The sequence below is a fragment of the Pseudomonas sp. SG-MS2 genome (genome assembly GCF_009933855.1).
Lineage (GTDB): Bacteria > Pseudomonadota > Gammaproteobacteria > Pseudomonadales > Pseudomonadaceae > Aquipseudomonas > Aquipseudomonas putida_E.
In genome coordinates this window covers 1-19,196 of the sequence record NZ_MOMO01000180.1, presented here as the reverse complement: position 1 = coordinate 19,196, position 19,196 = coordinate 1, and the positions used below count along the sequence as shown (strand labels likewise).

General features: G+C 63.3%; 18 protein-coding genes and 2 pseudogenes. 9 read left to right on the top strand and 11 right to left on the bottom strand.

All coding sequences use genetic code 11. The features are described 5' to 3' along the window. Positions 1–238 (bottom strand): annotated as a pseudogene (locus BLX42_RS15455) (energy transducer TonB); the annotation flags it as partial. Positions 239–458: 220 nt separating this feature from the next. On the opposite strand from BLX42_RS15455, the gene mksB reads away from it, so the two are divergent. The 3 genes from mksB to mksF are packed head-to-tail and all read left to right on the top strand — an operon-like array spanning position 459 to position 5,261. Next, on the top strand, positions 459–1,736 hold the full coding sequence (gene mksB, locus BLX42_RS15450) for an Mks condensin complex protein MksB (protein WP_012316293.1): 1,278 nt from the start codon (positions 459–461) through the stop codon (positions 1,734–1,736). Further along, on the top strand, positions 1,726–2,433 hold the full coding sequence (mksE, locus tag BLX42_RS15445) for an Mks condensin complex protein MksE (RefSeq protein WP_046784590.1): 708 nt from the start codon (positions 1,726–1,728) through the stop codon (positions 2,431–2,433). The genes mksB and mksE overlap by 11 nt, the downstream gene beginning before the upstream one ends. Beyond that, positions 2,430–5,261, top strand: coding sequence for an Mks condensin complex protein MksF (gene mksF / locus BLX42_RS15440; protein ID WP_115273842.1), 2,832 nt, complete (start codon positions 2,430–2,432; stop codon positions 5,259–5,261). Before mksE ends, mksF begins: the two co-directional genes overlap by 4 nt. Positions 5,262–5,379: 118 nt before the next feature. On the opposite strand, the gene BLX42_RS15435 is transcribed toward mksF, so the two are convergent. From BLX42_RS15435 to rplU, 5 genes are all read right to left on the bottom strand, one after another. Next, positions 5,380–5,841: a CreA family protein gene (locus BLX42_RS15435; RefSeq protein WP_039603157.1), complete on the bottom strand. Its 462-nt coding sequence runs from the start codon at positions 5,839–5,841 to the stop codon at positions 5,380–5,382. Then, entirely contained in the window at positions 5,838–6,956 is a 1,119-nt protein-coding gene (gene proB / locus BLX42_RS15430; protein ID WP_012316297.1) for a glutamate 5-kinase, read from the bottom strand. Before proB ends, BLX42_RS15435 begins: the two co-directional genes overlap by 4 nt. Positions 6,957–7,043: 87 nt before the next feature. After that, positions 7,044–8,270 carry an Obg family GTPase CgtA gene (gene cgtA, locus BLX42_RS15425; RefSeq protein ID WP_046784592.1) on the bottom strand — a complete coding sequence of 409 codons (1,227 nt, stop codon included), beginning with the start codon at positions 8,268–8,270 and terminating at the stop codon, positions 7,044–7,046. A 190-nt stretch (positions 8,271–8,460) separates the two neighbouring features. Beyond that, positions 8,461–8,718, bottom strand: a complete 258-nt coding sequence (gene rpmA / locus BLX42_RS15420; protein WP_008092023.1) for a 50S ribosomal protein L27 — start codon at positions 8,716–8,718, stop codon at positions 8,461–8,463. A gap of 38 nt (positions 8,719–8,756) precedes the next feature. Continuing rightward, positions 8,757–9,071: a 50S ribosomal protein L21 gene (gene rplU, locus BLX42_RS15415; protein WP_008092021.1), complete on the bottom strand. Its 315-nt coding sequence runs from the start codon at positions 9,069–9,071 to the stop codon at positions 8,757–8,759. Between the two features lie 245 nt (positions 9,072–9,316). Here rplU and BLX42_RS15410 point away from each other — a divergent pair, with 245 nt between their 5' ends. From BLX42_RS15410 to BLX42_RS15400, 3 genes are all read left to right on the top strand, one after another. Beyond that, on the top strand, positions 9,317–10,285 hold the full coding sequence (locus BLX42_RS15410; RefSeq protein WP_039603156.1) for a polyprenyl synthetase family protein: 969 nt from the start codon (positions 9,317–9,319) through the stop codon (positions 10,283–10,285). A 160-nt stretch (positions 10,286–10,445) separates the two neighbouring features. Further along, positions 10,446–10,787, top strand: coding sequence for a zinc ribbon domain-containing protein YjdM (locus tag BLX42_RS15405; RefSeq protein WP_012316300.1), 342 nt, complete (start codon positions 10,446–10,448; stop codon positions 10,785–10,787). Positions 10,788–10,870: 83 nt separating this feature from the next. After that, entirely contained in the window at positions 10,871–11,116 is a 246-nt protein-coding gene (locus BLX42_RS15400) for a hypothetical protein (RefSeq protein ID WP_039603155.1), read from the top strand. 117 nt (positions 11,117–11,233) lie between these two features. On the opposite strand, the gene BLX42_RS15395 is transcribed toward BLX42_RS15400, so the two are convergent. From BLX42_RS15395 to BLX42_RS15375, 5 genes are all read right to left on the bottom strand, one after another. Continuing rightward, positions 11,234–11,851 (bottom strand): FKBP-type peptidyl-prolyl cis-trans isomerase, encoded by a 618-nt coding sequence (locus BLX42_RS15395; protein ID WP_012316302.1) that lies wholly within the window; start codon positions 11,849–11,851, stop codon positions 11,234–11,236. An 85-nt stretch (positions 11,852–11,936) separates the two neighbouring features. Beyond that, a complete protein-coding gene (locus tag BLX42_RS15390) occupies positions 11,937–12,242 on the bottom strand; it encodes a DUF6482 family protein (RefSeq protein ID WP_046784593.1) in 306 nt (101 codons plus the stop codon). Positions 12,243–12,386: 144 nt separating this feature from the next. Beyond that, the gene (locus tag BLX42_RS15385) at positions 12,387–12,875 is read right to left on the bottom strand and encodes a TIGR00645 family protein (protein ID WP_012316304.1); all 489 of its coding nucleotides are present in this window, start codon (positions 12,873–12,875) and stop codon (positions 12,387–12,389) included. A 201-nt stretch (positions 12,876–13,076) separates the two neighbouring features. After that, positions 13,077–13,415, bottom strand: coding sequence for a hypothetical protein (locus BLX42_RS15380; RefSeq protein ID WP_012316305.1), 339 nt, complete (start codon positions 13,413–13,415; stop codon positions 13,077–13,079). Between the two features lie 163 nt (positions 13,416–13,578). Continuing rightward, positions 13,579–16,017: a Lon protease family protein gene (locus BLX42_RS15375; RefSeq protein WP_046784595.1), complete on the bottom strand. Its 2,439-nt coding sequence runs from the start codon at positions 16,015–16,017 to the stop codon at positions 13,579–13,581. A gap of 251 nt (positions 16,018–16,268) precedes the next feature. On the opposite strand from BLX42_RS15375, the gene BLX42_RS15370 reads away from it, so the two are divergent. The 3 genes and pseudogenes from BLX42_RS15370 to BLX42_RS15360 all read left to right on the top strand — a co-directional run. After that, positions 16,269–16,757, top strand: a complete 489-nt coding sequence (locus BLX42_RS15370; protein ID WP_012316307.1) for a DUF3015 domain-containing protein — start codon at positions 16,269–16,271, stop codon at positions 16,755–16,757. Positions 16,758–16,831: 74 nt separating this feature from the next. Continuing rightward, complete coding sequence (locus BLX42_RS15365; RefSeq protein ID WP_046784596.1) at positions 16,832–18,685, top strand: DUF4105 domain-containing protein; 1,854 nt, start codon at positions 16,832–16,834, stop codon at positions 18,683–18,685. Between the two features lie 201 nt (positions 18,686–18,886). Beyond that, positions 18,887–19,196, top strand: a pseudogene (locus BLX42_RS15360) (transcription elongation factor GreAB); the annotation flags it as partial.

Sequence of the window (19,196 nt, the reverse complement as noted above, 5' to 3'; positions counted from 1 at the left end):
TGCCCGGGCGCGGAATTTCGATTTTCGGCCGTTCGCCGGAGCGCGCCTGGGGTGCGACCGGCGCTTCGTTGGCAGGGACTGGCGAAGGCCTGACCTCGAACGCGGCGTGCTCGACCGGAACCTGCGGCAACAGCAGCTCGGGCCGCGACGGCGCAGCGAACGGCAGTTCGGCGCGCGGCAGCCAATGCACCACTTGCATGGCGGAAAGGTAGGCGCGGCGGCGGGACTCGGTCAGCAAGGCACGGATATCCGGGGGGCTTGAACAATCGGGCATTCTAACGCTGTTGGCTGCCGAGCGCCGCAACTGGTCGGCAGAAAATTGCTGCCTGTACCGCCGAGGGGCCAGGGAAACCCCCAGCCAATCCGGGGTTATCCCTCATTACAGACCAAGGGGTGAAATCCTCCCCCCCGGATGCAGTACAATCGCCCCCTTTTTACTTGGCAACGAGTAGACGCCAATGATCGAACCCAAGCGCGTCCTGCGCGCCCTAGCCGAACACTGGGCCCTCATCGAGCCGCTGTGCGAGCGTTTCGACCAAGGCACCCTGAGCCTGGTCGAACTGCGCCAGCAGCTGGGCCGCCAGCAAGTGGAAAGCACGCCGCAGGACATCACCCAGCTGCTCGACGTGTGGATCCGCCTGGATATCCTGGTCCCGGTGGCCAAGAGCCCGAACCGTTTCGAGCTCAACGCCCAGATCCACGACTTCCTCGCCTACCTGCGCCGCGAGCACCGCCTGGGCCTGTGCCTGGAGATCGAGGCCTACCTGCGCCACCTGGAGCGCCTTGCCGGGCACATTCAGGATGCCTTCGACAACCGCGACAGCGATGACCTGGCGCGCCAGCTGCGCCTGCTCGACATGCGCGTGCGCGACGTGCTGAAAAAGCTCGACAACGACGAACAGGCGCTGGTCGCCGTGGCCGAACGGGCCAAGACCAGCAACCGCCAGATCCCGCTACGCCAGCGTTATGCCGAAGTCCTGGCGACCTGGGACGAATACGTCGAGCCGATGATCCAGCTGGTCAATGCCGACGGCGCCTTCGAACAGGGCGTGCGCAAGGTCGAGACCGTGCTGCTGAAACTGCTCGGCGAACAGGCGCGCCTGGGCCACCTGGTCGACGACGACATGCTGCTGCGCACCCATGCGCGCATCCTCGAGATGCAGACCAGCGCCCAGCTGACCCTGCGCCACGCCCGTGAACTGCTGCTGCCGCTGCGCGAAGAGGCGCGCCGGCACAATGCCGTGACCCGCGGCGCCGCCCTGGCCCTGTCGGTGATCCGGCGCAAGGGTATCGACGCCGTGCCGCAGGCCGCCATGCCATTGTTCACCCGGCCGCAGAGTACCTTCCTGGGCAGCGCCAGCCAGGTCGAGGCGTACGTCTATGCCCTCGCCCGCTTCGAGCCGAAACCGGCCAAGTTCCCCAAGGCGCACAAGACCCAGACTGGCCCGCTGCCGCGCGCGCCACGCACGGTCAAGGAAATGCTCGAACGCTGCGAGGATGCCCTGCCACTGCCTGACCTGATGGTCTGGCTGCTGGACCAGGAGCCCGAAGGCGCCACCGACGAACTGTTGTACTGGTTCTCGCGCCTGTCGCGTGAGAAGCGTTTCAAGCGCGAACGCCTCGAACGCCGCGAGTACACCACCCACGAACACCTGGTCAGCCTGCGCTCGTTCGCCCTGACATCCAGCCGCGAAGCGCAACCTGAAACCAACGCGAGCCCAGCCAATGCATCTTGATCTTTCCGAACTGTCCCAGCTCGCGCCGATCTTCCGCGAGCTGTTCAAAGGGTTCCACGTCAGCCGCCGCGACCCGGAGCTGTACGCCCAGCTGTCGAACTTCCAGGACCAGTACCGCACCCTGTTCAAGGCTTTGGGCTTCGAGCTGGTGTGCGATACCCGCGGCTTCTATTACTTCGTCCCCGAGCAGGCCGCCGCGCAGGTCAACAAGACCGCCCAACGCCTGTCGCTGTTCACCTTCATCCTGGTCGAACACCTGGCCGACCAGGGCCGCGACCCGATGGCGGTGCTCGACGGCGGCAGCATCGGGCGCGACGAGCTGCCCTCGCTGCTGGAAAAATACCGCGACTTGTTCCTGCAGGCTGAAGTGCAGACTGTCGACGAGCTGGAAGAAAAGATCATGCGCCGCATGACCCAGCTCGGCTTCGCCCACGAAGAAGGCGGGATCTACCGCTTCCTGCCGCCGATGCACCGCTTCCTCGATGTGTGCCTGTCGGTGCAGCAGGACCGCGACCTGGCCGCCAGCCTGCACAGCGACCTGCCGCTGCCAACGCCGGTGCTGGTCGAGGAAGAAAGCCCCGAAGCGCTGGCCCGCACCGACGACCCGCTCGACCTCACCCCGTTCGAGGGCGAAGAAAGCGAAGAAGAGGCCCTGGCCCGGGCCATCCGCGAAGAGCAACAGGAGATTGACGCATGAGCCAGGAACGCTACGGCATCCGCCGCTTCGCATTGCTCAACACCGCCGGCTACAGCCTGGGCCTGTTCCCGCTGGAGCACCCGCTGTCGGTCTACGGCGCCAACAACCTGGGCAAATCCGCCTCGATCAACGCCCTGCAGTTCCCGATCCTGGCGCGCATGTCCGACATGAGCTTCGGCAAGTACAGCCTGGAGCAATCGCGCCGTTTCTACTTCGCCAGCGACACCTCGTACATCCTCTGCGAACTGAACCTGCCCCACGGCCCCCACGTGATCGGCGTGGTCGGTCGCGGGCCGGGCGGCGGTTTCGGCCACCAGTTCTTTGCCTACAAGGGTGAACTGGACCTGGATCACTACCAGAAGAACGACACCTGCCTGCGCCAGAAAGAGCTGTTCACCAACCTCGAGCGCCTGGGCCTCAAAGCCTACGAGCTCAAGCCGGACGAGCTGCGCCGGTTGCTGGTCGGCGGCCACACCTCGGTGCCGCTGGACCTGACCATGATCCCGCTGCGCTCGACCAGCGAACAGAGCCTGAAAACCTTCCGCGCACTGTTCATCAACCTGCTGCACATGCGCGAAATCACCGCCGCCAAGCTCAAACAGCTGTTCCTCGACGCGTTCGAGCACAGCCTGCGCTCGGGCAGCGTCGACTACATCGCCGCCTGCGAAGAAGCCTTCCGCGACGTACGCCGCATGGAGCAGGACTACAACGCCCTGGTTGCCGCCGGCCCCCTGGTCGAAGCCCTGGCCGGCGGCGTGGCCCAGCGCGACATCCTGCGCGGCAAGCTGCACCGCCTCTCGCCACTGCTCGACAACCTGCTGGGCACCTGGCAGGAATACGCCATGGCGCGCAAGGAAGAGCTGGTAATCCAGGCCGAGCACTACCGCGGCGAACAGGATCGCCTGCAGAACGACCAGCGTGGCGGCACCCAGGAGCTGATGCGCCTGGAACGTGAAATCACCGGTATCCAGCGCTGGCTCGGCGAGCTGTCGGTACTCAAGCACCGCTTCGCCCTGGTTGATGACGTCAAAGTGCTGGAGCAGCAGCTGCTGGCCGCCAAGGATGCCCACGACGAGCTGGCCGGCGCCTTGGCCCAGTCGCGGCAGTTCTCTGCCGAGGACCTCGACGAGCGTGTGCGCGACCTGGAAAAGCGCCTCAAGCAGGTCAAGCAGCAGCTCGACCACGCCGACAACAACAGCTACGCCCGCCTGCGCGAAGAGTTTTCGCAGGCAGACGTCGACCGCCTGATGCGCCTGTTCAACGGCGCACTGTTCAGCCTGCCGCTGGGCGAGCGCGGTATCGAACTGGACGATAGCGACCTGTGGGTGAAATCGCTGGAAGCGGTGCTCGATGGCTTCAAGGGCGAGCGCTTCGAGGCCCCAGGCATTTCCATCGACCTTTCGCACATCGACCCACCGGCCCTGCAAGCCCTGGCCGACCGCGCCGCCCTGCGCGACCAGAAGGACCGCCTGGAGCGCGAGCTCAAGCAGCTCAAAACCCAGCAATCGGTGGCCGCCGACCGTACCGCGTCCAAAGCGCAGACCGAAGCCCTGTACCAACAGGTGCTGGATGCGCAGAAGGCCCTGGAGGACTACCGTCGCAGCGAAACCCTGGCGGCTGAAGAACCGGAGAAGATGGAGCAGCTGGCGCAACTGGAGGCGGCCCAGGACGAACTCAAGCGCTCCAGCGATGCGTTCACCGAGCGCGTGCAGCAGCTGTCGGCCAAGCTGCAGCTGGTCGGCCGCCAGATCGCCGACCTGGAAGCCAAGCAGCGCACCCTGGAAGACGCCTTGCGCCGTCGCCAGCTGCTGCCTGCCGACCTACCGTTCGGCACGCCGTTCATGGAAGCGGTCGACGACTCCATGGACAACCTGTTGCCCCTGCTCAACGATTACCAGGACAGCTGGCAGGGCCTGCAGCGCGTCGACAACCAGATCGAGGCGCTATACGCCCAGGTACGCCTCAAGGGCGTGGCCAAGTTCGACAGCGAAGACGACATGGAGCGGCGCCTGCAACTGCTGGTCAATGCCTATGCGCACCGCACCGACGAGGCCCTGACCCTGGCCAAGGCGCGCCGCGCGGCAGTCACCGACATCGCCCGCACCCTGCGCAACATCCGCAGCGACTACGACAGCCTCGAACACCAGCTGGCCCTGTTCAACCGCGAGATCAACAAGCGCCAGGTTTCCAACCTGCAGAGCTTCCGCGTGGTACTGGCGCCGAACAAGGAAGCGCTCAAGCACATCGACCAGATCATCCACAGCGCCGGCCAGTACGAGGAAGGCGAGACCCTGTCGGTGTTCGACCTGACTCAGAATTCGGAGCAGGATCACAAGAACGAAGAAGCCAAGGAATACCTGGCACGGCTGGTGGCGGCCAACCACAACCAGCTGGGCCTCAAAGACCTGTTCGAACTGGCTTTCGAGATCACCAAGATCAACAGCCAGCCGGTGATCCACGCCGACATCGACGGCGCCGCTTCCAACGGCACCACCATGACCATCAAGGCGCTGACCAACATGTACCTGTTGCTGCACTTGATGGACCGCGACCTGGCCGGGCGCATCCGCCTGCCTTACTACCTCGACGAAGCGGCGGACATCGACGAGCGCAACCAGGCTGCACTGCTGGAGACCAGCCTGCAACTGGGCTTCGTGCCGATTCTGGCGAGCGTGAAGCCACAGGTATCGGCGCATGTGGCGATCGACCTGGAAGGCGGTAGCGGGCCGAATGGCATCTATATCGACGAGGCGGACTGGAAGTACATCAGCCGACGTGATGTGGAGAAAGCGATCGTGCGCGAGGATCAGGCCGAAGAACTGGCCTGAGGAACAGGGGCCGCTTTGCGGCCCTTTCACGACACGAGGCCGCGCCTACAGGCATATACGTTCGCCTGTAGGAGCGGCCTCGTGTCGCGAAAGGAGGCCAAAGGCCTCCCCTAAAGTATCAGTGAGCCCAAGGCAGAATCGGAATCGCCGTCACCGCATTCTGCGGGCTGCCTTCGATCATGCGGTCGCTGTACACCAGGTACACCAGTGTATTGCGCTTCTTGTCCAGGAAGCGCACCACCTGCATGGTCTTGAACACCAGCGAGGTGCGCTCCTTGAACACCTCCTCACCGTCTTTCAACTCACCCTTGAAGTTGATCGGCCCGACCTGGCGGCAAGCAATCGACGCCTCCGCACGGTCCTCGGCCAGGCCCAGGCCACCCTTCACTCCGCCCGTCTTGGCGCGCGACAGGTAGCAGGTCACACCTTCGACCTTGGGGTCGTCGAACGCCTCGACCACGATGCGATCGTTGGGCCCGACGAACTTGAACACAGTAGATACCTGGCCGATTTCCTCGGCCCCTGCCAGCATCGGCAGCGCCAGGGCTGCCACGGCAATCACGCGCTTGAGCATGTTCATACCAGCACCAGGTTGTCGCGGTGGACCAGCTCCGGCTCGGCACTGTAGCCAAGCAGGGACTCGATGGCATCGGACGACTGGCCAATGATTTTCTGTGCTTCCAGCGCGCTGTAGTTGGCAAGGCCACGCGCCACTTCAAGGCCGTCCGGGCCTACGCACACCACCATTTCGCCACGGCGGAAGCTGCCTTGGACGGTCTTCACGCCTACCGGCAGCAGGCTCTTGTTGGCCTGGCGCAGGGCCTGAACCGCACCGGCGTCCAGCACCAGCGTGCCGCGGGTTTGCAAGTGCCCAGCCAGCCACTGCTTGCGCGCCGCCAGCATGCCGCGCTCAGGCGACAGCAGGGTACCCAGACGCTCGCCAGCCTTGAGGCGGTCGAGTACGCGTTCGATACGGCCACCGATGATGATGGTATGGGCGCCGGAACGGGCTGCCAGGCGTGCGGCGCGCAACTTGGTCTGCATGCCGCCACGGCCCAGGGCACCGCCGGTACCACCGGCTACGGCGTCGAGCGACGGGTCATCGGCACGGGCCTCGTAGATCAGCTGTGCCTCTGGATTGTTGCGTGGGTCGGCGTCGAACATGCCGTCACGGTCGGTGAGGATCACCAGCAGGTCGGCTTCGACCAGGTTCGCCACCAACGCGGCCAGGGTATCGTTGTCGCCGAAGCGGATCTCGTCGGTAACCACGGTGTCGTTTTCGTTGATCACCGGCACAACGCCCAGGTCGACCAACGTACGCAACGTGCTGCGGGCGTTGAGGTAACGCTTGCGGTCGGACAGGTCGTCGTGAGTCAGAAGGATCTGCGCGGTGTGCTTGCCGTGCTCGCCAAAGCTCGACTCCCACGCCTGCACCAGGCGCATCTGGCCGATAGAAGCGGCAGCCTGCAGCTCGTTCATCGCGCTCGGTCGTGCGGTCCAGCCCAGCTGGCTCATGCCGGCAGCCACGGCCCCGGAGGACACCAGCACCAACTCAACGCCCGCCTCACGCAGGGCAACCATCTGCTCGACCCATACGGCCATGGCACCGCGGTCGAGGCCCTTGCCATCGGCCGTGAGCAGCGCACTACCGATCTTCACGACCCAGCGCTTGGCGCCAGTCACCTTGCTTCGCATCTTCTCTTCCAACCTATGTCGAATCTGTAGATACCGTGGATACAAAAACGCCGCTCCAGAGAGCGGCGTTTAGTGTACTGCAACCGGTCAGTCGCGCACGTAAATGATTTCCGGGCCGTCTTCGTCGTCCTCGAAATCATCGTCCCACGCGTCATCGTCGCCGATGTCATGCACGCTCTTGACGCCGGTACGACGCAGGGTACGGGCGTCGTCCAGGGCCTGCAGCTGGGCACGGGCTTCGTCTTCGATGCGCTGGTCGAGGTCGGCCAGTTCTTCGGCGTAGGCCGGGTCATTGGCCAGGCGATCGGCGCGGTCTTCGATGTAGCGCATCAGGTCGTGAGTGAGCTGCTCGGTGCCCTGCTTGGCGATGGCCGAGATCACGTAGACCGGGCCTTCCCACTGCAGACGCTCGACCACTTCCTTGACGCGCTCGTCGCGCTCGTCGTCCATCAGCATGTCCGCCTTGTTCAGCACCAGCCAGCGCTCACGGTCGGTCAGCGACGGGCTGAAGCGGGTCAGCTCGTTGATGATCACTTCAGCGGCATCGGCCGGGCTGCTGCCGTCCAGCGGCGCCAGGTCGACCAGGTGCAGCAGCACGCGGGTACGGGCCAGGTGCTTGAGGAAGCGGATACCCAGGCCGGCACCGTCGGATGCGCCTTCGATCAGGCCAGGGATGTCGGCAACGACGAAGCTCTTCCAGCGGTCGACGCTGACCACGCCCAGGTTCGGCACCAGGGTGGTGAATGGGTAGTCGGCGACCTTCGGCTTGGCGGCCGACACCGAACGGATGAAGGTGCTCTTGCCGGCATTCGGCAGGCCCAGCAGGCCCACGTCGGCCAGGACTTTCAGCTCCATCTTCAGGTCGCGCTGGTCACCCGGCTTGCCTGGGGTGGTCTGGCGCGGCGCACGGTTGGTGCTGGATTTGAAACGGGTGTTGCCCAGGCCGTGCCAGCCGCCTTGGGCGACCATCAGCTTCTGGCCAGGGGTGACCAGGTCACCGATCACTTCCTGGGTGGAAGCGTCGATCACCGTGGTACCGACCGGCACACGCAGGAACAGGTCCTCACCCTTCTTGCCGGTGCAATCGGTGCTGCCACCGTTGGCGCCGCGCTGGGCTTCGTGGTGACGGGTGTAGCGGTAGTCAACCAGGGTGTTGAGGTTTTCGTCGGCCACCATGTACACCGAGCCGCCATCGCCACCGTCACCCCCGTTGGGGCCACCGTTCTCGATGAACTTCTCGCGACGGAAGCTCATGCAACCGTTACCGCCATCACCGGCCTTGACCCGGATGGATACTTCGTCAACAAACTTCATTCAAAAACCGCCTCTCGCCTTCCGACGAGCTGAATACTTAAAAAACCTGAGGCTCTTGCAAAAATGAGCGCGGCGGCCCCGTACGACCGAAGAAACCCACGCCGGCAGCCCATACAAACAGCTTTGCAAGAGGCTCACCACAAACGAAAAAGCCCCGTCGCATGACGGGGCTTCTGGAGCGACGTCGCGATTAAGCGGCGACGATGCTCACGTAACGGCGGTTGAACTCGCCTTTCTTCTCGAACTTGATCACGCCTTCGATCTTGGCGAACAGGGTGTGATCCTTGCCCATGCCAACGCCGTAGCCGGCGTGGAACTGGGTGCCGCGCTGACGGACGATGATGTTGCCGGCCTTGACGACCTGGCTGCCATACATCTTCACGCCAAGGCGTTTCGATTCTGAGTCGCGACCGTTACGAGTACTACCACCAGCCTTCTTGTGAGCCATGGTTCAATTCTCCAAATAAATTCAGGGGATCTGAGCGATTAAGCCTGGATACCGGTGATTTTGATCTCGGTGAACCACTGGCGGTGGCCCATACGCTTCATGTGGTGCTTACGACGACGGAACTTGATGATGCGTACTTTATCGTGACGGCCTTGCGAAACGACTTCGGCAACAACTTTAGCGCCAGCGACGACTGGAGCGCCGATGGTGACTTCTTCACCGTTGGCAACCAGCAGAACGCGATCGAAAGTCACGGATTCGCCAGTGGCGATTTCCAGCTTTTCGATTTTGAGGAATTCACCTTCAGCGACTTTGTACTGCTTGCCGCCGGTAACGATTACTGCGTAAGACATGGGTATTTCTCCGATAATCCTGCTCACCCAGCGCTTTATATGATGAGTATTGGCTGGCATGGCTGCACAGGGCTGGAACGGCCCGGCGCAATTGCGTAAGGCAGGTGCTGCCCAGGAAGTTAGGGTGCGCGATTGTACGCAACCCGGGTTTTGCTTGCAAGTACCGGCCCCGCTCACCGGGCGGCGCGCCTTGACACACCGGGACCCGCGACCTAGCATGCCGCGCAACCTCACTGGAGCAGCCGATGCAACCCCAAACCTTCTACCGCGCGGTAGCTGACGATTTCAGCGCCGTCGACGAGATCATCAAGAAGCAGCTGACCTCGCGCGTGCCGCTGGTATCGAAGATCGGCGACTATATCACGTCGGCCGGCGGCAAGCGCCTGCGCCCCCTGCTGGTGCTGCTGTGCGGCAAGGCCCTGGGCCGCGAGGGTGACGACCTGCGCCTGCTCGCCGCAACCATCGAGTTCCTGCACACCGCCACCCTGCTGCACGACGATGTGGTCGACATGTCCGGCATGCGCCGCGGCCGCTCCACCGCCAATGCCCTGTGGGGCAACGCACCGAGCGTGCTGGTGGGCGACTTCCTTTATTCGCGCTCGTTCGAAATGATGGTCGAACTGGGCTCCATGCCGGTCATGCAGATCCTCTCCAAGGCCACCCGGGTGATCGCCGAAGGCGAAGTGCTGCAGCTGTCGCGCGTGCGCGATGCCAGCACCACCGAAGAGGTGTACATGGAGGTCATCCGCGGCAAGACCGCCATGCTGTTCGAGGCTTCGACCCACAGCGCCGCCGCGCTGGCCGGTGCCACCGACGAGCAGCGCGAGGCCCTGCGTACCTTCGGCGACCACCTGGGCGTGGCCTTCCAGCTGGTCGACGACCTGCTGGACTATAAAGGCGATTCGCAGACCCTGGGCAAGAACGTCGGCGACGACCTGGCCGAAGGCAAGCCAACCCTGCCGCTGATCTACACCATGCGTGAAGGCACGCCAGAGCAGGCTGCACTGGTGCGCAAGGCGATCCAGAAGGGTGGCCTGGAAGACCTGGAGCAGATCCGTGTGGCGGTCGAAGCTTCGGGTGCGCTGGACTACACCGCGCAGTTGGCACGTGATTACGTGAAGCGGGCCATTGAGTGCCTGGAAGTGCTGCCGGCCAGCCAATACCGGGATGCACTGGTCGAGCTGAGTGAGTTTGCGGTAGCGCGCACACACTAAGATCGCGCCACCCTCTTCGCGGGCAAGCCCGCTCCACAGGATCCGCGTGGTTCCAGAGGAGCAGGCTTGCCCGCGATGCATTTGTACGGACAAAAACACTTCCCCGTTAAAACCTTATACAATATGGGCCTTTAACCGTCTGTCTGTTTAAGGAACCGAAGTGAGCACTTTGCCGCCCTGCCCCAAATGCAATTCTGAATACACCTACGAGGATGGCACCCAGCTGATCTGCCCCGAATGCGCCCACGAGTGGTCGGCCAACGGCGAAGCCGATGCCGGCAGCGATGACGTGGTGAAAAAGGATTCGGTGGGCAACGTGCTGCAGGACGGCGACACCGTCACCGTGATCAAGGACCTCAAGGTCAAGGGCTCCTCCCTGGTGGTCAAGGTCGGCACCAAGGTCAAGAACATCCGCCTGTGCGACGGCGACCACGACATCGACTGCAAGATCGACGGCATTGGCGCCATGAAGCTGAAGTCGGAATTCGTGCGCAAGGTCTGATTACATAAAAAACAGCCAATAGTCTCTTGCTATTTTGATAATAAGAATTATTCTCATTGGACTGCTATCCAAGGAGAATAGCCATGACTTATCTGATCGACGCCTGGCTGGACCGCCCCCACCCTTACCTGCGCATCCTGCATCGCGAAACCGGCGAAGTGTGCGCCATGCTCGAAGAAGAAGCGCTCGACGAGCTGCGTGACCAGGGCGACCTGGACATGAGCGGGCTGAATTCGAGTGAGCCGGTGGTGCTCAAGGAGCTGGTACGCAATCTGTTCCTGTTTTGCTATGCGCGGGCATTGCGCCCGGTGGGAACAGACTGGAATTGATCGGCATAGCGAGGGCTTTGCCCTCGTTCGCGACACAAGGCCGCTCCTACAAGAGCATCATGGGCCTGTAGGAGCGGCCTTGTGTCGCGAATGGGCCGCAAAGCGGCCCCAGAGGCATTACAGAACGTCGAGCAGCTCGACGTCGAATACCAGCACGCTGTGCGGCGGGATGCTGCCAACGCCTTGGGCGCCGTAGGCCAGCTCGCTCGGGACGTACAGGCGCCATTTGCTGCCAGCGTTCATCAGCTGCAGGGCTTCGGTCCAGCCAGCGATCACGCCACCGACCGGGAATTCAGCCGGCTGGCCACGCTCGTAGGAGCTGTCGAACACGGTGCCGTCGATCAGCGTGCCGTGGTAGTGGGTACGCACGTTGCTTTCGCGGGTCGGCTTGGCGCCTTCGCCAGCGGTCAGCACTTCGAACTGCAGGCCCGAAGCGAGGGTGGTGATGCCTTCGCGCTTGGCGTTCTCGGCCAGGAATTCCTTGCCGGTGGCAGCCGCGGCTTCAGCCTTGGCAGCCGCTTCGGCTTGCATCACGTCACGGATGACCTTGAAACTGGCCGACAGGTCGGCTTCGCTGACGCGGCTGTCGGCACCGTTGAAGGCGTCGGTCAGGCCGGCCACGATCGCTTCCAGGTTGACGCCCGGTGGCGGGTTGTCGCGCAGCTGGCCGCCCAGCTGACGGCCGATGCCGTAGCTTACGCGGGTTTCGTCGGTGGACAGGTTGAGTTCGGACATTGTCGTGCTCCACTGCAGGGCGCAGTGCAGCCGCGCCCTTGATGAAAAGGGCGAGCAGCCTAGCACACTGGGAAGCTGCGAGCAGCTACCAGGCCGAACGCTGGGAAATGGGTACCTTGAGGTCTTCTTCGGGGTGCGAACCCATGCCGCACATTTCGTCCTGCACAGACCAGTGCACCAGGTTCATCGAGACCATCGGGATGGCTTGCAGCAACTTGCGGGCGTCTTCCACCGAGTGCACGCGCAGGCGTTCACCGCGGGTATCGGCAAGGGGGTGGGCGTGGCCCTTGATGCGGGCCTCGAGCAGATAATCACCACCTTCGATGGCGATCAGGTTCACTTCGTCGACATGGCCGGCCCTGGCCTCGGTATTGAGCTGATGCAGGTTCATGAGAGCACCTCGCTGCTGGAACCAGGCATGAGTGCTCATTTTTCGTACAGGACCTGGGAATACACAAGGCATTGCTGACGCCGCTCGTCAGTTGGGCCGCGCTGGCCCCAGCACCGGTACGCCGGCGATGGGGCCCGAAAGCACTCAGTGCTTGGTGACTTTGTCCAGGTAGCCCATGCAGAACGCCGACACCACGAAGGTCATGTGGATGATCACGTACCACATCAGGTAGTCGGTAGAAATGTTCTGCGCGTCCATGAACACCCGCAGCAGGTGGATGGAGGAAATGGCCACGATCGAGGCGGCGACCTTCATCTTCAGCGACGAAGAGTCCATCTTGCCCAGCCAGTTGAGCTTCTCCTTGCTGTCGTCGATGTCCAGCTGCGAGACGAAGTTCTCGTAGCCGGAGATCATCACCATGACCAGCAGGCCGCCCACCAGCGACATGTCGATCAGCGACAGGATCACCAGGATCAGGTCGGCTTCGCTCAGGGCAAAGACGTTGGGCAGGACGTGGATGACTTCCTGGAAAAACTTCAGCGCCAAGGCCAACAGGCCGAGGGACAGGCCGAAGTAGATGGGGGCGAGCAGCCAGCGCGAGGCATACATCGCGTTTTCGAGAATACGTTCCATGGAGGGTTGGGACTCGTAAGGTGACTAAAAAAGCGACGCCGAGTATAGCCAGCCACCTGTTACAGCAAAAGCCCGGCCTGAAGGGGGCTGCCGTGCAGCACAACCGCCGACAAGCCGGCTACCTCAGGTACACCACTGCCTTGGTAAGCAGTGAGGCCCCAGTGCGAGCCGGCTTGCCGGCGATTGGGCCAGAAGAGGCGCTCAGGTTTCAGGATGGAACTGGTAATCCCCCAGGTTGCGACAACGTTCACCGTTGATCCGGCGCAACTGCGCCTGCAGGTGCAGGCACCAGATCTGCGGATCCTCGGCCACCTGGTACCCATGCAGGGTCAGGCTGTCGACAATGGCGTTGAGCACCGACTCGGCCACCAACGGCCCATGGAACGGCCCTTGGGCCTTGATGGCTGAGGGTTGTTCACCGGCCATGCCGGCAGCGAACAGCAAGGTCCACATGCCGTTATCACCGGCCAGCGGGCGAATGCTGCATTCGATACGCGTCACCAGGCCCAGGCACTGGCGAGTGAGGCAGAGGTTGCGCATGGCCGCGTCCCCCTCCAATAAGCCGTATTCAGCTCGAAACGTTCGGGCTGTTTCCATCCTGAACCCTGATACCGTCCTAAGTTCCAGCATAGAATAGCGGCGCAAAAAGATGGAAAACCGGCGCTGAACGGTAGCACATGGCCGCTAGCGCCGATTTATTGACTCAGGCCGGCTTGGCCTGGGCAATCACCTCTTCCAGGCGTTCCTTTTCCGCCTTCTCGATGTCTTCCTCGCTGATCATCTCGGCGATCTCGCGCAAGCGCTCGACCACCCGGGCGTTGACGCTGCCTTCGGTGAACTGGCCCTGCTCGTCCTGCTCCCCGGCGTCCTCACCCACCAGCAGGCTCAGCGCCTCGTCAGCCTGGCTGACCGCATACACGTGGAACACGCCGTTCTCGACCGCCTGCAGCACACGCTCATCGAGCATCAGCGTCGCCACATTGGCACGCGGGATGATTACCCCCTGCTCGCCCGTCAGGCCACGGGCCTCACACAGGCGGAAGAAGCCTTCGATCTTCTCGTTGACCCCACCCACCGCCTGCACTTCACCGAACTGGTTGATCGAGCCGGTGATCGCGAAGCACTGTTTGAGCGGGGTGCGCGACAGTGCCGAGATCAGCGTGCAGGCCTCACCCAGCGAGGCACTGTCACCGTCCACATAGCCGTAGGACTGCTCCAGGGCAATGCTCGCGGAAATCGCCAAGGGGAATTCCTGGGCATAGCGGCTGCCCAGGTAACCGGTGAGGATCATCACCCCCTTGGAGTGGATCGGCTGGCCCAGGTTGACCTCGCGCTCGATGTCGACGATGCCGCTGCCGCCCGGGTAGACGGTGGCGGAAATGCGCGCTGGCATGCCGAACGCCGAGTCGCCGACCTCCAGCACGGTCAGGCCGTTGCACTTGCCGATAGCGGCGCCTTCGGTGTCGATCAGAATGATGCCGGCGAGCATGTCGTCGAGCACGCGCTGCGAAACGCGCCCGGTGCGGGTGGCCTTGGCCTTGAGCGCACGCTCGATATGCCCGGCGTCAGTCATCTCGTCACTGGCCAGCTGGCGGATGAAATCGGCCTCGCTGACCAGCTGGAACAGGTCACCGATACGCGCCGACAGGCGCGACTGGTTTTCCGCCAGGCGCGCGCTGTAGGTGGCCAGGCGCGCCACCGCATCGCTGGTCAGCGGCGCCATGCCCTCCTCGTTGGTGCGGGTGCGCAACAGCTGGGCGAACTGCTCGAGGTTCTCGTCGACCATCGGCATGTCTTCGTCGAAATCCACCAGCACCCGGAACATCTCCTGGAAGTCCGGGTCATGGTCCTGCAACGCGTAGTACAGCTGACGCGAGCCGATGATCACCAGCTTGACGTTGAGCGGGATCATCTGCGGCGTCAGGCTGACGCTGGCGACACGGCCCAGCTCACCGATCGGCGACTCCATCTTCAACTTGCGCGACTGCAGGGCGCGCTTGAGCGCATCCCAGACGAACGGCTCGCCGAGCATCTTCTCCGCTTCAAGGATCAGGAAGCCACCGTTGGCACGGTGCAGCGCGCCTGGGCGCAGTTGGCGGTAGGAGGTGTACAGCGCCCCTTGGTCGGTGCTGTATTCGATCCGCCCGAACAGGTTGTCGTAAGTTGGGTGCGGTTCGAACACCACAGGGGCGCCACCGACGGCGTGGTGGCCGACCACCAGGCTTGGGGCGTATTGCTCTTCGAGCAGCTTGCGCGCCACGGCGTCGGTCTTGCTGTCATCGACCAGTTGCTCGACCACGGTACGCAGCAGGTTCAACTGCACCGATTGCAGGTAGGCGCACACCGCTGCGTTCTCGGCGTACTTTTCCGACAGCGGCGCCAGCAATGGCTGCAGCGCCAGGGTAATGGTTTCTTCGTTGAGCTGGCGCAGGTGGTTGTTCGACTCGCGCTTCCACTGTGGCAGGCTGGCCAGTTCTTCATTGAGGCGCTCCTCAAGGAAGGCGATGTCCTCGTGGAACTGCTCGCGGACCTCTTCCGGCAGCTGGGCGAATTCGGCTTCGTCCAGGGCCTTGCCGTCGGCCATCGGGGTGAAGGCGACATTGCTGGCGTCGCGGTACAGGGCCACGTCCTTTTCCAGCGAGGCGCGCTCGATGACATCCAGGGCGCGGTCGTAACGCTGGTTGAAGGCGCGGTCGATGGCGCCCTTCTTCTGCTGGTAGGACGGGTGCTCGAACACCGCCGGGAAGGTCGCCAGCAGGTTGTCGATCAGGCCGCCCATGTCGCTGATGAATTCTGCGGCGCTGCCCGACGGCAGCTCCAGTGCCCGTGGCTCGCGGGTGTCATCGAAGTGGTTGACGTAGACCCAGTCGGCCGGGGTCTGCTGGCGCTTGCCCTCGGCCTTGAGGTAGCGCTTGACGAACGAGAAGCGCCCGGTGCCGGGCTCGCCCATCACATACACGTTGTAACCAGGGCGTGGCATGGCCACGCCGAACTGCAGGGCCTCGACAGCACGTTCCTGGCCCAGGACTCCGCGAAACGGCTCCAGATCGTCGGTATTGGCAAAGGCAAACTGCTCGGGGGAAAAACGCCTGGTCAAAGCTTCAGGCGCGAGACGCAGGCGCGCAGCGACGGGATCGGGCATTGGGTTTCCTTACTTCGGCGGGGCAGATACGCAGCATTCTGGCGCTGCCCGCGCGCGCCTTGCAAGGCTCAGCGGGACTTTATGTCGCAGTATCGATTAGCGACCCAAGCAAATTTTTCGCAATCAACGACGCAACCTTTAGATCGTGCCTAAACTCCAAGCTGCGCGGGTGGGTGAAAAGCTTTCCCGACCTGGCAACCGAGTTGCCAGCAACCCTGACCCTTGGTTAAGACAAATAGAGAACAAATGCTATGAAACGGATTCTTCTGGGTACTCTGTTCACCGTAGTCTCACTCAATGCCATGGCCGAAGCGCCAGGCGGCCCGAACTGCGGCTGGGGCAACATGCTGTTCGAAGGCCAGCGCGGCACGCCGGCTCACTTCCTGGCATCCACCACCAACGGTACGTCCGGTAACGCCACCTTCGGCATGACCTCCGGCACCAACGGCTGCTCCACCAAGGCCTCGCTGACCTATGGCGGCAAGTCTTGGTTCGCCATGAATGGCATGATGAACGAACTGTCCGAAGACATGGCCATGGGCCAGGGCGAAGCACTCACCACCTACGCGGTGGTACTGGGTGTGGCGCCGGAAGACCGCGGCTACTTCAACTCGGTCACCCACCAGCACTTCAACCAGATCTTCAGCAGCGCTGACGTGAATGCCGAAACTGTCCACAGCAACACCCTGGCCGTTCTGAAGAACGACCCACGCCTGGCCAAGTACGCTACCGAGGCCTAAGCGCAGCTGCTCCCGCCCCGCTCGGGGCGGGTTTTCGCCTTTTTATCGGCATCGTTAAGAAGTAGTTGCCCGACATGCTCAAACGCCTCGCTTACCTGGCGCTGTGTGCCTGCGCCCCTGTTCATGCCGCGCCTGCGCTGGATGAAGGCCGTCTCCAGCAACTGGCCAATACCCCCTACTGGATTGCCCTGGGCCACTACGAAACCGCCAAGCTCGGCGGCTGGCGCAGCTATGTAGACGACCGCAAATTCTTCCTCGCCGAGGACGGTGCGCACCACCCGGACCAGGAACTGCGGGCCACGGTGCAAGCGCTGTATGCCCCGGCCAGCCTGGGCGACAAGCATGCCCAATGCGTGTTCCCCGCCCGCACCCGCTGGCTGACCGAGCAACTGGGCCTGCAAGGTTTGCCGCAGCCGGACTGCCAGGAGTTCAAGGCCTGGTACAAATCGGTCGACCCCCACAGCGCGGCACTGATCTTCCCGGCGGCTTACCTGAACAGCCCATCGTCGATGTTCGGCCATACCCTGCTGCGCATCGACCAGTCCAACACGCGCAGCGACGACACCACGCTGCTGAGTTACGCCATCAACTTCGGCGCCTATATCGAAGGCAGCGACAACAGCATCCTGTACGCCTGGAAGGGCCTGATGGGCGGCTATCCCGGGCTGTTCGCCCTGATGCCCTACCAGGAAAAACTCTCGGAATACCGCAGCCTGGAAAACCGCGACCTGTGGGAGTACCAGCTGGACCTGACGCCGGAAGAAACCGGGCGCATGGTCGAGCATGTGTGGGAACTCAAGCAGGTCCAGTTCGATTACTTCTTCTTCGACGAAAACTGCTCCTACCGCCTGCTGGAACTGCTGCAGGTGGCGCGGCCGAGCCTGGACCTGACCTCGCAGTTCCCGCTGACCGCGATCCCCACCGACACGGTCAAGGCCGTGAAACAGTCGGGCATGGTCGCCAGCGAGACCTACCGGCCCTCGCGTGAACGGGAATTGTTGGCCCGGGCCGAACCGCTGGACCTCGATGAGAAGCGCCAGGTGCTGGCCGTCAGTGCCGACACTGCGCAGTTGCAGAGCCCGGCATTCACCGCCCTGCCCCGCGAGCGCCAGGCCTTGGTGCAGGATGCCGCCTACCGCCTGGAACGTTACCGAGCCAACGGCCAGGAGCGCGACCCCGGCCAGGCACGGCGCAGCTTCGAGCTGTTGCGGGCGATCAACCGCAACCCGCCACCGCCCCTGCAAATTGAACGCCCCGGCCTGCCCGAGGACGGGCACGACTCACGCACCTGGCAGCTTGGCGTCGGCACCCGGGAAGACCGCGCCTATGCCGAATACGGGCTGCGCATGGCGTATCACGACCTGAACGACAATGCCTACGGCTTCCCGCTCGGCGCGCAGATCGAGATCCTGCAGCTCAAGGTGCGCCAGTACGAAGGCAACGACTGGCAAGTGCAACGCCTGGACCTGGCCACCATTCGCTCACTGACCCCTCGCAACGAACTGCTCAAGCCTTGGTCGTGGCAGGTCGCCGGTGGCCTGGAGCGGGTGCCGGGCAAGCATGACGACGAAGTGCTGGTGAGCCATGTCAACGGCGGTGCCGGCGGCACCTGGCAGTTGGCCGATGGGCTGCTGGGCTTTGCCTTGGGCACGGTGCGGGTCGAGCACCATAACGACTTCGCCCAGTTCATCGCCCCGGCGGCGGGGTTCAATGGCGGGCTGCTGTGGCGCAACGGGCTGGGCAACATGACACTGGAAGCCAAAGGCGATTACTTCACCAATGGCGAAGTGCGGCGCAGTGTGAGCCTGAACCAGCAGTGGGAGATCAGCCAGAACCTGGGGCTGAGGCTGAGTGCCTCACGGGAGTTCAGCCACCTGGCTACTGCCCAGAATGAGGTGATGCTGGAGCTGAAGTGGTATCACTACTGACCCGCCCTGCTCTTCGTAGGAGGGGCCTTGTGTCGCGAAAGGGGCGCGCAGCGGCCCCAAGGCCTATGGCGTGGCAAGTAATGCCGGGGCCGCTGCGCAACCCTTTCGCGACACAAGGCCGCTCCTACGACGGCCGCATCAAGGCCGGCGAGTGTGAACCCACCGGCTCTTTCACGCTGTTTTGAGCAAAAGGAGGTCCCTATGAGCCGCGCATTCGTCAACGAGGACCAAGCCGCCGCCCAGGCCGACCAGCCGGTGGAGCGGCACGTCAGCGACCAGCCCAACTACGTCACCACCAATGGCCTGCGCCAGCTGCAGCAGCGCGTGGCCGAACTCAATGCCTTGCGTGCCGAGCTGCAGGCCCTGGGCGAACAGGGCGACAAGCAACGCCTGGCAGATGCCGAGCGTGACTTGCGTTATTTCAGCGCCAGGGTGCAGAGCGCGCAGGTGGTGCCAACTGCCACCTCGACCAGCAAGGTGCAGATTGGCAGCCGGGTGCGGTTTGCCGATG